General features: G+C 62.8%; 9 protein-coding genes. All 9 read left to right on the forward strand.

Features of this window, described 5'->3' with window-relative positions; genetic code table 11:
• The 9 genes from GR197_RS20640 to GR197_RS20680 all read left to right on the forward strand — a co-directional run bounded on the left by GR197_RS20640 (position 1) and on the right by GR197_RS20680 (position 12,794).
• Complete coding sequence (locus GR197_RS20640) at positions 1-1,491, forward strand: carnitine 3-dehydrogenase (protein WP_164012879.1); 1,491 nt, start codon at positions 1-3, stop codon at positions 1,489-1,491.
• Positions 1,492-1,501: 10 nt separating this feature from the next.
• The gene (locus GR197_RS20645) at positions 1,502-2,662 is read left to right on the forward strand and encodes an acyl-CoA dehydrogenase family protein (protein ID WP_164012880.1); all 1,161 of its coding nucleotides are present in this window, start codon (positions 1,502-1,504) and stop codon (positions 2,660-2,662) included.
• Positions 2,663-2,666: 4 nt separating this feature from the next.
• Positions 2,667-4,721, forward strand: a complete 2,055-nt coding sequence (locus GR197_RS20650) for an acetate--CoA ligase family protein (RefSeq protein WP_164012882.1) — start codon at positions 2,667-2,669, stop codon at positions 4,719-4,721.
• Between the two features lie 6 nt (positions 4,722-4,727).
• Positions 4,728-5,510: a carnitinyl-CoA dehydratase gene (locus GR197_RS20655; RefSeq protein WP_164012884.1), complete on the forward strand. Its 783-nt coding sequence runs from the start codon at positions 4,728-4,730 to the stop codon at positions 5,508-5,510.
• 118 nt (positions 5,511-5,628) lie between these two features.
• The gene (locus GR197_RS20660) at positions 5,629-7,218 is read left to right on the forward strand and encodes an ABC transporter substrate-binding protein (protein ID WP_164012886.1); all 1,590 of its coding nucleotides are present in this window, start codon (positions 5,629-5,631) and stop codon (positions 7,216-7,218) included.
• Between the two features lie 89 nt (positions 7,219-7,307).
• The gene (locus tag GR197_RS20665) at positions 7,308-8,315 is read left to right on the forward strand and encodes an ABC transporter permease (protein ID WP_164012888.1); all 1,008 of its coding nucleotides are present in this window, start codon (positions 7,308-7,310) and stop codon (positions 8,313-8,315) included.
• A complete protein-coding gene (locus tag GR197_RS20670; RefSeq protein WP_164012890.1) occupies positions 8,312-9,139 on the forward strand; it encodes an ABC transporter permease in 828 nt (275 codons plus the stop codon). Before GR197_RS20665 ends, GR197_RS20670 begins: the two co-directional genes overlap by 4 nt.
• Positions 9,132-10,763 carry an ABC transporter ATP-binding protein gene (locus GR197_RS20675; protein ID WP_164012892.1) on the forward strand — a complete coding sequence of 544 codons (1,632 nt, stop codon included), beginning with the start codon at positions 9,132-9,134 and terminating at the stop codon, positions 10,761-10,763. The genes GR197_RS20670 and GR197_RS20675 overlap by 8 nt, the downstream gene beginning before the upstream one ends.
• A 27-nt stretch (positions 10,764-10,790) precedes the next feature.
• Positions 10,791-12,794: a CocE/NonD family hydrolase gene (locus tag GR197_RS20680; RefSeq protein ID WP_164012894.1), complete on the forward strand. Its 2,004-nt coding sequence runs from the start codon at positions 10,791-10,793 to the stop codon at positions 12,792-12,794.
• Position 12,795 lies beyond the last annotated feature (1 nt).

Consider the following 12,795-nt stretch of genomic DNA (forward strand, 5'->3'; position numbering starts at 1 on the left):
ATGACCAAGATCAGCAAGGCGGCCTGTATCGGCGGCGGCGTTATCGGTGGCGGATGGATCGCCCGTTTCCTGCTGGCCGGCATCGACGTCGATGTGTTCGACCCGCATCCGGAAGCGGACCGCATCGTCGGCGAGGTGATCGCCAATGCCGGAAGAGCCTATGCCATGCTGACCGGCGCACCGCTGCCGCCGCGCGGCAGGCTGAGCTTCCGCAAGACGCTGGAAGAGGCCGTTGGCAATGCGGACTGGATCCAGGAAAGCGTGCCGGAAAGACTCGATCTCAAGCGCGGCGTCCTCACCCAGATCGATGCTGTGGCGCGACCCGACGCGCTGATCGGCTCCTCCACTTCCGGGCTGTTGCCGACCGATCTGCAGCGGGACATGAAGCATCCCGAACGCCTCTTCGTCGCCCATCCTTACAATCCCGTCTATCTCTTGCCGCTCGTCGAAATCGTCGGCGGCGAGAAGACTTCGGCAGCGACTATCCAGGCGGCGATGGAAAGACTTCCGCCGATCGGCATGAAGGGCGTCCACATCGCCAAAGAGATCGAGGCCTTCGTCGGCGACCGGCTGCTCGAGGCGCTCTGGCGCGAGGCCTTGTGGCTTATCCATGATGATATCTGCACCGTCGAGACACTCGACGACGTCATCCGCTATTCTTTCGGCCTGCGCTGGGCGCAGATGGGCCTGTTCCAGACCTACCGCATCGCCGGCGGCGAAGCCGGGATGCGCCACTTCCTCGCCCAGTTCGGTCCCTGCCTCGCCTGGCCCTGGACCAAGCTCACCGATGTCGTCGATCTCGACGACGCGCTGATCGAAAAGATCGGCCGGCAATCCGACGAACAGGCGGCCGATCTCTCGATCCGCGAACTCGAACGCGTCCGCGACGAAAACCTCGTCGGCATCCTGCAGGCGCTGAAGGGCGGCGATGGCGGCAAGGGCTGGGGCGCCGGCAAGCTGCTGAAGGATTTCGAGCAATCGCTCTGGGCGCAAGGCGGCGGCGCGACGAAGTCTTTCGGCTCGTCGAGGCCGCTGCGGCTCGTCGAGACGAAAGTCAGCCCTGCCTGGGTCGACTATAACGGCCATATGACCGAGCACCGCTACCTGCAGGTTTTCGGCGATACGACAGATGCATTGCTGCGTTTGATCGGCGTCGATCTCGCTTATGTCGAGGCGGGGCAGAGCTATTACACGGTGGAAACCCACATCCGTCATCTCGGCGAGGCGAAGCTCGGCCAGGCAATCCATGCGACCTGCCGGATACTGTCCGTCGACGAAAAGCGACTGCATCTCTTCCATACTCTCCACGACACGGCGACGGACGAAGTTTTCGCAACCGCCGAGCACATGTTGCTGCATGTCGACAGCAAGGCCGGCAAGGCCGTGCCGGCGCCGGCCGCCATGCTCGACAAGGCGAAGGTGATCGCGAGTGCCCATGCGGCGTTGGCGCTGCCTGAAGGCGTCGGCCGCCACGTCGGCCAGAAGCGCTAGGAGGATCAACATGGATTTCGGTCTCAGCCAAGAACAGGAAATGATCGTCGAGACGGTCCGCACCTTCGTCGAAGCCGAAATCTATCCGCATGAGAACGAGGTCGAACGGACCGGCATCGTCCCGCCCGAGCTCGGCCGCGAGATCCAGCGCAAATGCGTCGATCTCGGCTTCTACGCCTGCAATTTCCCCGAGGAGGTCGGCGGCGCCGGCCTCGACCATGTCACCTTCACGCTGGTCGAGCGCGAGCTCGGGCGCGGCTCGCTCGGCCTGACGGTTTTCTTCGGTCGGCCCTCGGGCATCTTGATGGCCTGCGAGGGCGAGCAGCGCGAGCGTTACCTGCTGCCCGCGGTGCGGGGCGAGAAGATCGATGCGCTTGCCATCACCGAGCCGGACGCCGGCTCCGACATGCGCGGCATGAAGTGTGCTGCCCGCCGTGACGGCGGCGATTTCGTCTTGAACGGCACGAAACATTTCATCTCCCATGCCGACGTCGCCGATTTTGTGATTGTCTTCGCGGCGACTGGCGAGGAGGAAACGCCGAAGGGCATCAAGAAGAAGATCACCGCTTTCCTGGTGGATCGCGGCACGCCGGGGTTTGAAATCCTGAAGGGCTACGATTCCGTTTCGCATCGCGGCTACCACAACTCGACGCTTAGCTTCGCAGATTGCCGCATTGCCGAAGCCCAAGTGCTGGGCGAGGTGCATCGCGGCTTCGATATTGCCAACCAATGGCTTTACGGCACGCGGCTGACGGTTGCCGCCACCTGCGTCGGCCGGGCAAGGCGTATCTTTGAGATGGCCCTGCCCTATGCCGCCGAGCGCAAGCAGTTCGGCAGGCCGATCGGCGCCAATCAGGGCGTGTCGTTCAAGCTCGCCGATATGATCACCGAAATCGACGCGGCCGAATGGCTGACGCTTTCAGCCGCCTGGCGGCTCGATGCCGGCCTGTCGGCCGACCGACAGATCGCTTCGGCCAAGCTCTATGCCTCCGAAATGCTGGCACGCGTGACCGACGAGGCGATCCAGATCTTCGGCGGCATGGGTCTGATGGACGATCTGCCGCTTGCCCGTTTCTGGCGCGATGCGCGGGTCGAGCGCATCTGGGACGGCACATCCGAAATCCAGCGGCATATCATCAGCCGCGACCTGCTTCGGCCTCTGGGAGCATGAGCCGATGACATCCAGCCCGCTCGACCGCCTGCTCAGACCGCAAACGATCGCCGTCTTCGGCGGCCGTGAGGCGCGCAGGGTGATCGAACAATGCGACCGCATGGGCTTTTCAGGCAAGATCTGGCCCGTCCATCCCAAACTCGACGAGGTGCTGGGGCGGCCGTGTTATCGGTCGTTATCCGATCTGCCGTCGGCGCCGGACGCCGCTTTCGTCGGCGTCAACAGGACGCTGACCGTCGAGATCGTACGTAGCCTTTCTGCGGCCGGCGCCGGCGGGGCGGTCTGTTATGCATCGGGCTTCAGCGAGGCGATGGGCGAACTCGGCGACGGCGCCGAGCTGCAGCAAGCCCTGCTGGAAGCGGCTGGCGATATGCCCATCCTCGGGCCAAACTGCTACGGGCTGATCAACGGTCTCGACGGCGCGCTCCTCTGGCCCGATCAGCACGGCATGCAGCGGATCGAACGAGGTGTGGCGATCCTCACGCAATCCTCCAATATCGCAATCAACCTGACCATGCAGACCCGTGGGCTGCCGATCGCCTATGTGGTCACGGCCGGCAATCAGGCGCAGACATCGCTTGCCGACATCGCCTGCGCCCTGATCGACGATCCGCGCGTGACGGCAGTCGGCCTCCATGTCGAAGGTTTCGGCGATCTTGCTTCCCTGGAATGCCTGGCCGCCGCTGCCCGCCGATCGAGGAAGCCGGTGGTCGTGCTGAAGGTCGGCAGGTCCGAGCAGGCAAAACGCGCGGCGGTGTCGCACACTGCCTCGCTTGCCGGCAGCGATGCCGTGGCAGACGCCGTACTCGCTCGTCTCGGCCTCGGCCGTGTCCAGAGCTTGCCGGCGCTGTTGGAAATCCTGAAGCTGCTGCATGTCGCCGGCCCGCTCGCAAGCCGTTCGATCTCGTCGATGAGCTGCTCGGGCGGCGAGGCTTCGCTGATGGCCGATGCCGCCGTCGGCCGCAATGTCGAATTCCCACCCCTGCCGCCGCAGCAATTACCGCGTCTGCGGCGGGTCCTCGGCGAGATGGTGACGCTTTCCAATCCGCTCGATTACCACACCTTCGTCTGGGGTGATCTCGCGCGCCAGACCGAAGCCTTCAGCGCCATGTTCGAAGGCGGCTATGCCCTCAATCTCGTGATCCTCGACTTCCCGCGCGATGACCGCTGCGATGCCTCCGAATGGGCGATGACGGTCGACGCGGTCATCGCTGCTGCCTCCGCCACCGGGGCGCTGGCCGGTATTCTGGCGACACTTCCGGAAAATATGCCCGAGCCGATCGCCAATCGACTGATGGCAAATGGCATCATTGCCTTTTCAGGCATCGACGAAACCATCATTGCAGTGGAAGTCGCGGCCGGCATCGGCCAAGCGTGGGGAGCACCACCTCCCCTGCCGCTGCTCGACGTGCCCTGCGTGGACGGCGAGATCGAGACGCTGACGGAAGCCGATGCAAAGACCGAACTTGCTGCCTGCGGCCTTCCCGTTCCCCGAGGGCTGCAGGCTTTTTCTCCCCGCGAAGCCGGCGAACAGGCCGAACGGCTCGGTTTTCCCGTCGTGCTGAAGGCTCTCGGCATCGCGCACAAGACCGAGGCCGGGGCTGTCGCGCTCAACCTTAAGGATGTTGAAGCGGTTTCGAACGCGGCGGCGGCCATGCCGCTGAATGCCGGTTATCTCGTTGAAAAAATGATTGATCCGCCGGTCGCCGAGCTGATTGTCGGTGCGATCCGCGACCCTGTCTTCGGATTGTCGCTCACGCTCGGAGCGGGCGGAATCCTCGTTGAATTGCTTGAGGATTCGGTCATTCTTCCACTTCCGGCGACGAAAACTGAGATTTACGCGGCGATTTCTCGTCTCAAACTTGCAAAATTGATCTATGGCTATCGCGGGCGGCCAAAAGGCGATCTCGACGCCGCGGTCGTCGCTATCGCAGCAGCGGCAGATTATGTCGTAAGGAACGCGGCATGGCTGGAGGAACTGGACATTAATCCATTGATGGTCCTTCCCGAAGGGCAAGGCGTTGCCGCGGTCGATGCGCTGATACGGCGGAGGAGGTAGCATAGGTTGAGCGACCACATTCGCACACGACATGACGGAGGCGTCCTCGAAGTCGTCATCGACCGGCCGAAGGCGAACGCCATCGACCTGGCGACCAGCCGTGCCCTGGGATTGATCTTCCGGGATTTCCGCGACGATCCTGAATTGCGTGTCGCCATCGTGTCGGGTGCGGGCGAGAAGTTTTTCTGCGCCGGCTGGGACCTCAAGGCGGCAGCATTAGGCGATGCGGTCGACGGCGATTATGGCGTCGGCGGTTTCGGCGGGCTGCAGGAGCTGCGCGATCTCAACAAGCCTGTCATCTGTGCGGTCAACGGCATCTGTTGCGGCGGCGGACTGGAGATCGCACTCTCAGCCGACCTGATCATCGCCGCCGAACATGCGACCTTTGCGCTGCCGGAAATCCGCTCCGGTACGGTTGCCGATGCGGCCTCGATCAAGCTGCCGAAGCGCATCCCTTATCATATCGCCATGGACATGCTTTTGACCGGACGCTGGCTCGACGTTCATGAGGCGCATCGCTGGGGTTTCGTCAACGAGGTCCTGCCGGCCGAGCGGCTGATGCAGAGAGCCTGGGAGCTTGCCCGCCTGCTCGCGAGCGGGCCGCCGCTCGTCTATGCGGCGATCAAGGAAATCGTGCGCGAAGCGGAGGGTTCGACGTTCCAGACTGCCATGAACAAGGTCACCAAGCGGCAGTTTGCAACGGTCGACAGGCTCTATTCGAGCCAAGACCAATTGGAAGGCGCGCGGGCCTTCGCCGAGAAGCGAAACCCTATCTGGAAAGGACAATAACGAGGCGGCGGCAACCGCAATGTTTTCCCGCATGATGCGGGCACCGAAGGCGGAGAGGAAACCGCCTGCGGATCTGCCCGGAAGTTCTGTCAACGCACAATAAAGAAGGAACTGGGGAATGAACGACTATACCAAATTTCTCGCAAGCCGCGTCACCGCAGGCGGGCTCAGCCGCCGCGAATTCATGGGACGCGCCATGGCAGCGGGCATCACACTTGCCGTCGCCGACAAGCTCTTTACCGAAAGTGCCGAAGCCGCAGAACCGAAGCGCGGCGGCCACCTGAAGCTCGGCCTCGAAGGCGGGGCCGCCACCGATTCCAATGATCCGGCGAAATTCCTGTCGCAGTTCATGTTCTGCGTCGGCCGCTGCTGGGGTGACATGCTGGTTGAATCCGACCCGCTGACCGGTGCCGCGGTGCCCGCGCTTGCCGAATCCTGGGAGCCGTCGAAAGACGCGGCGACCTGGACCTTCAAGATCCGCAAGGGTGTCAAGTTCCACGATGGCAAGGAACTGACGATCGACGACGTCGTTGCGACGCTGAAGCGTCACACTGATAAAAAGTCTGAATCCGGCGCGCTCGGCGTTCTCGGCTCGATCAAGGAAATCAAGGCCGACGGCGGCAATCTCGTACTGACGCTCAGCGAAGGCAATGCCGACATGCCATTGCTGCTGTCGGACTACCATCTGGTCATCCAGCCGAACGGAGGCGTCGACGATCCGCTCGCCTCGATCGGCACCGGTCCCTATAAGCTGACGAGCTTCGAGGCCGGCGTTCGCGCCACCTTCGAAAAGAACAAGGACGACTGGCGCAGCGACCGGGGTTACGTCGATTCGATCGAAGTCATCGGCATGAATGACGCGACCGCGCGCATCGCGGCCCTGTCGTCCGGCCAGGTGCACTATATCAACCGCGTCGATCCGAAGACCGTCAATCTGCTGAAGCGCGCGCCCAATGTCGAGATCCTCTCAACCGCCGGCCGCGGCCATTACGTCTTCATCATGCACTGCGACAAGGCGCCGTTTGACAATAACGACCTGCGCCTGGCGCTCAAATACGCCATGGACCGCGAAACCATGGTGCAGAAGATCCTCGGCGGTTACGGCAAGGTCGGCAACGACTTTCCGATCAACAGCACCTATGCCCTATTCCCCGAGGGCATCGAGCAGCGCGTCTACGATCCTGACAAGGCCGCCTTCCACTACAAGAAATCGGGCCATAGCGGCTCGGTGCTTCTGCGCACTTCCGAAGTCGCCTTCCCCGGCGGCGTCGACGCCGCGGTTCTTTACCAGGAAAGCTGCAAGAAGGCCGGGATCGAGATCGAGGTCAAGCGCGAACCGGGCGACGGCTACTGGACCAACGTCTGGAACGTCCAGCCCTTCTCGACCTCCTACTGGGGCGGCCGTCCGACGCAGGACCAGATGTATTCCACCGCCTATCTCTCGACGGCGGACTGGAACGACACCAAGTTCAAGCGTCCCGACTTCGACAAGCTGCTGTTGCAGGCCCGCTCCGAACTGGATGAAGCCAAGCGCAAGGACATGTACCGCGCCATGGCGATGATGGTGCGCGACGAAGGCGGCGTGATCCTGCCGATGTTCAACGACTTCGTGAACGCCTCCACCAAGCAGGTGAAGGGTTATGTCCACGATATCGGTAACGACATGTCGAACGGTTATGTCGCAACCCGCGTCTGGCTGGACGCCTGAGGGGCGAAACGCCCTTTGATCTCCGACGAAGCCGGGGCCGCGGGATGAAACCTGCGGTCCCTCCTGACGTTTTACGAGAGGCCTTCGCCATGACCAATCCTGTCCCGAGCAATATTTTGCCGGGCTTGAGGTTCCGGCAGCGTTTTCCGCTGCTTGCCCTCATCCTCGAGCGCTTCGTGCTCAGCATCGTGCTGCTTTTCGCCGTTTCCATCCTGATCTTCGGCGGGCTGGAAGCTCTGCCCGGCGATTTCGCCACAACCTATCTCGGCCAGTCGGCAACACCGCAAGCCGTTGCCAATATTCGTCAGGATCTCGGACTGAACCGTCCGGTCACGACGCGCTACGTCGAATGGCTCGGCAACGCCGTCCAGGGGGACTTCGGCACCTCCTGGGCCAGCAAGAATTCGGTGAGCGAGCAGATCGGCAAACGCCTTGGCAATTCGCTCTTTCTGGCGGCTTTCGCCGCGGTGATATCAGTGCCGCTCGCCGTCGGCCTCGGCATGTTCTCGGTGCATTTCCGCAACCGCCTGCCGGACAAGATCATCAATGTGATCTCGCTTGCGGCGATCTCGCTGCCGGAATTCTTCATCGGCTACTTGCTGATCCTCTTCTTCGCGGTGAAGCTCGGTATCGCCACCTTTCCGGCGACGGTCTATGACAGTATGGGCTTCGTCGAGCGGTTGAAGGCGATCGCGCTGCCGACGGCAACCCTGGTGCTCGTCGTGCTCGCCCACATGATGCGGATGACGCGGGCCGCCATCCTCTCGGTGATGTCTTCGGCCTATATGGAGACTGCCGAGCTGAAAGGCCTCAGCGCCTTCCGCTCGATCGTCAAGCACGCCGCACCCAATGCGCTGGCGCCGATCATCAACGTCGTCGCGCTGAATCTCGCCTATCTCGTCGTCGGCGTCGTCGTTGTCGAAGTGGTCTTCGTCTATCCCGGCATGGGGCAATATATGGTCGATGCGGTCACCGTGCGCGACATGCCGGTCGTGCAGGCCTGCGGCCTGATCTTCGCGGCCGTCTATATCTTCCTCAATATGACGGCCGATATTCTGGCGATCGTCGCCAATCCCCGGCTGAGGCATCCGCGATGAGATTGAGATACATCCCCATCACCGCCTGGATCGGCATCACCGGCATCGCCATCGCCTTCATCTTCGCGCTCTTTGCACCCTGGCTCGCCCCCTATGGCGAGACGCAGGTCGTCGGCGACGTCTGGCAGCTGCCGGATGATCACTATATCTTCGGCCTCGACAATCTCGGCCGCGACATTCTCTCGCGCCTGATGTACGGCGCGCGCACGACACTGCTGGTCTCGTCCGCCGCCACCATCATCTCCTTCTCCCTCGGCATCATCCTGAGCTTCACCGCTGCCGTCTCGCGTGGCATCATCGACACGGTGTTCTCGCGCTTCAACGATCTGATGATGTCGATCCCGACGCTGATCTTCGCGCTGGTGGTTCTTGCGGTCCTGCCGCAGAACATCATCGTCCTGATCCTGGTAATGGCGATCCTCGATTCCACCCGCGTCTATCGTCTCGGCCGCGCCGTGGCGCTCGATGTCGCGGTGATGGAATTCGTCGAGGCGGCCAAGCTGCGCGGCGAAGGCAAGCTCTGGATCATCTTCCGCGAAATCCTGCCGAACACGCTGTCGCCTCTGCTTGCCGAGTTCGGGCTGCGCTTCGCCTTCTCGATCCTGTTCCTCTCGACGCTTTCCTTCCTCGGCCTCGGCATTCAGCCGCCGGCGGCCGATTGGGGCGGCATGGTCAAGGACAACAAGGACGGTATCATCTTCGGCATCTCCGCCGCGCTGGTGCCGGGCACGGCGATCGCCGTTCTCGCGGTCTGCGTCAACCTCGTTGTCGACTGGCTCCTGAAACGTACATCCAGCCTCAAGGGAGGGCGCGGCGATGCCTGAGCTTCTTTCGGTTCGCAATCTGAAGATCGAAGCAACCAGCTATCCGCCCGGCGAACCACCCAAGCGGGTGACGATCGTCGACGGCGTTTCCTTCGACCTGCAGAAAGGCAAGGTTCTGGGCCTGATCGGCGAATCGGGCGCCGGCAAGTCGACGATCGGCCTCGCTGCACTCGCCTATGGCCGGGGCGGCGCCGAAATCACCGGCGGCGAGGTACGGCTCGACGGCGCCGATATCCTGCCGCTGGGGAAGAACGGCATCCGGAAAATCCGCGGCGCCCGGGTCTGCTATGTCGCGCAATCGGCGGCCGCCGCCTTCAATCCGGCGCACCGGCTCGGCGATCAGGTGATCGAAGCGTCGCTCAAACATGGGTTGATGAGCAGGGAGGAGGCGCGCAAACGGGCGCTTTATCTGTTTCGGGTCCTTGGCCTGCCCAATCCTGAAACCTTCGGCGAGCGCTTCGCCCATCAGGTCTCCGGCGGTCAATTGCAGCGGGCGATGACGGCGATGGCGCTCTGTTCCAACCCCGAACTCATCGTTTTCGACGAGCCGACCACAGCCCTTGACGTCACCACGCAGATCGACGTGCTGGCGGCAATCAAACATGCCATCGAGGAAACCCATACGGCCGCCCTCTATATCACCCACGACCTTGCCGTCGTCGCCCAGATATCCGACGACATCATGGTGCTGCGCCACGGCAAGCAGGTGGAATATGGCAGCGTCCAGCAGATCATCGAGGCGCCGCGGGAAGAGTATACGCGCGCGCTCGTCAATGTCAGGCAGGCCTATCGCGAGGAGGCCGCCGACCAGTCTGCCGCACTTCTCAAGGTGGAAAATGTCAGCGCCGAATATTCCAACGGCTTCAAGGTGCTGCACGATGTCTCGCTGCACGTGCCGAAGGGGCAGACGCTCGCCGTCGTCGGCGAATCCGGTTCGGGAAAATCATCCCTGGCACGCGTCATCACCGGCCTGTTGCCGCCAAGCAGCGGCCGCATCGTCTTCGGCGGCAGACTGCTGATGCCTGGCCTGAAGAGCCGGCCGAACGACGACCTCAGGCGTATTCAGCTGATCTACCAGATGGCCGATACGGCGATGAACCCGCGGCAGACGGTCCGCGACATCATCGGCCGCCCGCTGACCTTCTATTATGGCCTCAGAGGTGCTGAGAAAACCGCCCGGGTGAAGGAATTGCTCGACCAGATCGAGATGAGCAACGGCTTCATCGATCGTTATCCGGCCGAACTGTCCGGTGGACAGAAGCAGCGCGTGGCGATCGCCAGAGCCCTTGCCGCCAAGCCCGAACTCATCCTCTGCGATGAGCCGACCTCGGCGCTCGACCCGCTGGTGGCGGAGGGTATCCTCAAGCTGCTGCTCCGCCTCCAGAAAGAAGAGCAGCTGTCCTATGTCTTCATCACCCATGACATCGCGATCGTCCGGGCGATCGCCGACAGCGTGGCGGTGATGCATCGCGGCAGGCTGGTACGGTTCGGGCCAAAATCGACGGCGCTGTCGCCACCCTTCGACGACTACACCGATCTGCTTTTGAAATCCGTGCCGGAAATGGAAATCGGCTGGCTGGAACGTGTGCTTGCGACGCGACGCATGGAGAGCGCCGGCCATTGAATCGGCCGATCACTGAAAGGAATAAACATGGGCTCGCGCGGCTTCGCCACCATCGAAAATGAATGGATCACGCTGAAGGACGGAACGCGGCTTGCCGCGCGCATCTGGATGCCCGACGGCGCGGAGCAGGATCCTGTTCCCGCCGTCTTCGAACTCCTGCCCTATCGCAAACGCGATGGAACCTGCCTTAGGGACGAGTCGACCTATCCAGTGTTTGCGGCCGCAGGCATTGCCGGCGTGCGCGTCGATATCCGGGGATCGGGAGAATCCGATGGCGTCATCGACGGCGAATATACCGAGCTCGAGCTTGCCAATGCCTGCGAGCTGATCGCCTGGATTGCCGCCCAGCCATGGTCGAACGGCTCGGTCGGCATGATGGGCATCTCCTGGGGCGGGTTCAACAGCCTGCAGGTTGCGGCATTGCGCCCGCCGGCGCTGAAAGCCGTCATCTCGATCGCCTCGACCGTCGACCGCTACAATGACGATATCCACTACAAGAACGGCTGCCATCTCTCGGCCCAGCTCTCCTGGGCAGCGACGATGCTCGGCTACCAGTCGCGTGCCCCCGATCCGGCCCTGGTCGGCGAGCGCTGGAAGGAAATGTGGCTGGAGCGCTTGGCAGGCGAACCCTTCTTCATGGAGGAGTGGCTGGCCCACCAGCGGCGCGACGATTTCTGGCGTCACGGTTCGATCTCAGAGGATTTTTCAAGCGTCGAGATCCCAACCTTGGTGATCGCCGGCTGGGCCGATGGCTACCGCAACACGCCGCTGATGGCGGTCGAGGGCCTGGGCGATAAAGCCAAGGCGTTGATCGGCCCCTGGGTGCACAAATACCCGCACTTCGCCTGGCCGAAACCGCGCACGGATTTCCACGGCGAAGCGATCGCCTGGTGGAACAAGTGGCTGCGTGACGAGGACAACGGCATCGACGGGCTGCCGCAGGTCCGTGCCTATATTCTCGATGCCATCCGCCCTGCGCTGCGCCGTGACAGCGATCCGGGTTTCTGGATCGCCAAGGATGTCTGGACGCCGCCGCACATGCAATGCTTCTATGTAGAGCAATTCGGCAGGCTGACGGAGGGCATGCCGATCCCGCATGCGCCCGAACATCCCGTCTATGTGAGATCTCCCCTCGACACCGGGACGGCATCCGGGGAATATTTCACGCTGAAGCCGGATGCCGAAATGGCGGTCGATCAGCGCTCGGACGATGCCGGCTCATTGGTTTTCGATACGATGCCGCTTGCCGGCGATTGCGACTATCTCGGCCGGCCGGTGCTGACGCTTGCGCTACGTCCCGGCGGGGCGGGCGGCAATCTCTGCGCCCGGCTGGTCGACATCCATCCGGATGGCACGGCCACGCGTGTCGCCTTCGGCGTCGTCAATCTCACCCACCGCGACGGCAATGCCGATCCCAAGCCGCTGATCCCGGGCGAGACGGTGTCGATCCGGCTCGCGCTCGACGCCTGCGGTTATCGCTTCCGCAAGGGGCATCGCATCCGTCTTTCGCTGTCGACGGCCTATTGGCCGATGATCCTTCCGCCGCCTGAGGATGAGGGGATCGAGATCGATATGGCGTCGCTCGGCCTGGGGCTGCCGGTGCTCGGCGACCATCGCAGGATCGAAATCGACGAACCGGCCAATCCCGATCCTCTGCCAAAATACATTGAGCATGCGGCGGCTGCGACGAAACGGCGGGTCGTCCGCGACCTCTCGGCCAACCGGACGGAGTATCGCATCCACGAGGATACCGGGCTCCACGAACATCCGCAGACGGGCCTGTCGACCCGGCAGTTGCGCGAGGAAGTCTGGTCGATTTCACCGGATGATCCGCTGTCGATGACGGGAACATCGACCTGGACCTGCGACATGCGCCGCCCCGGCTGGTTCGTCCGCACCGTCTCAACGGCACGGATTGCCTGCACTGCGACCGATTGGATCATCAGCGCCGTCGTCACCGCTTTCGAGGACGACGTGCAGATCTTCGAAAAGGTCTTTGCGGAAAAGCGGATCCCACGCGACCTGATGTGAT

The organism is Rhizobium phaseoli (genome assembly GCF_010668805.1).
Classification (GTDB): domain Bacteria; phylum Pseudomonadota; class Alphaproteobacteria; order Rhizobiales; family Rhizobiaceae; genus Rhizobium; species Rhizobium phaseoli_A.

Excerpts from the sequence above, each read along its gene's own strand:
- GR197_RS20665 (WP_164012888.1), top strand. The coding sequence starts at position 7,308 with ATGACCAATCCTGTCCCGAGCAATATTTTGCCGGGCTTGAGGTTCCGG.
- GR197_RS20640 (WP_164012879.1), top strand. The coding sequence starts at position 1 with ATGACCAAGATCAGCAAGGCGGCCTGTATCGGCGGCGGCGTTATCGGT.
- GR197_RS20675 (WP_164012892.1), top strand. The coding sequence starts at position 9,132 with ATGCCTGAGCTTCTTTCGGTTCGCAATCTGAAGATCGAAGCAACCAGC.
- GR197_RS20670 (WP_164012890.1), top strand. The coding sequence starts at position 8,312 with ATGAGATTGAGATACATCCCCATCACCGCCTGGATCGGCATCACCGGC.
- GR197_RS20650 (WP_164012882.1), top strand. The coding sequence starts at position 2,667 with ATGACATCCAGCCCGCTCGACCGCCTGCTCAGACCGCAAACGATCGCC.
- GR197_RS20645 (WP_164012880.1), top strand. The coding sequence starts at position 1,502 with ATGGATTTCGGTCTCAGCCAAGAACAGGAAATGATCGTCGAGACGGTC.
- GR197_RS20680 (WP_164012894.1), top strand. The coding sequence starts at position 10,791 with ATGGGCTCGCGCGGCTTCGCCACCATCGAAAATGAATGGATCACGCTG.
- GR197_RS20660 (WP_164012886.1), top strand. The coding sequence starts at position 5,629 with ATGAACGACTATACCAAATTTCTCGCAAGCCGCGTCACCGCAGGCGGG.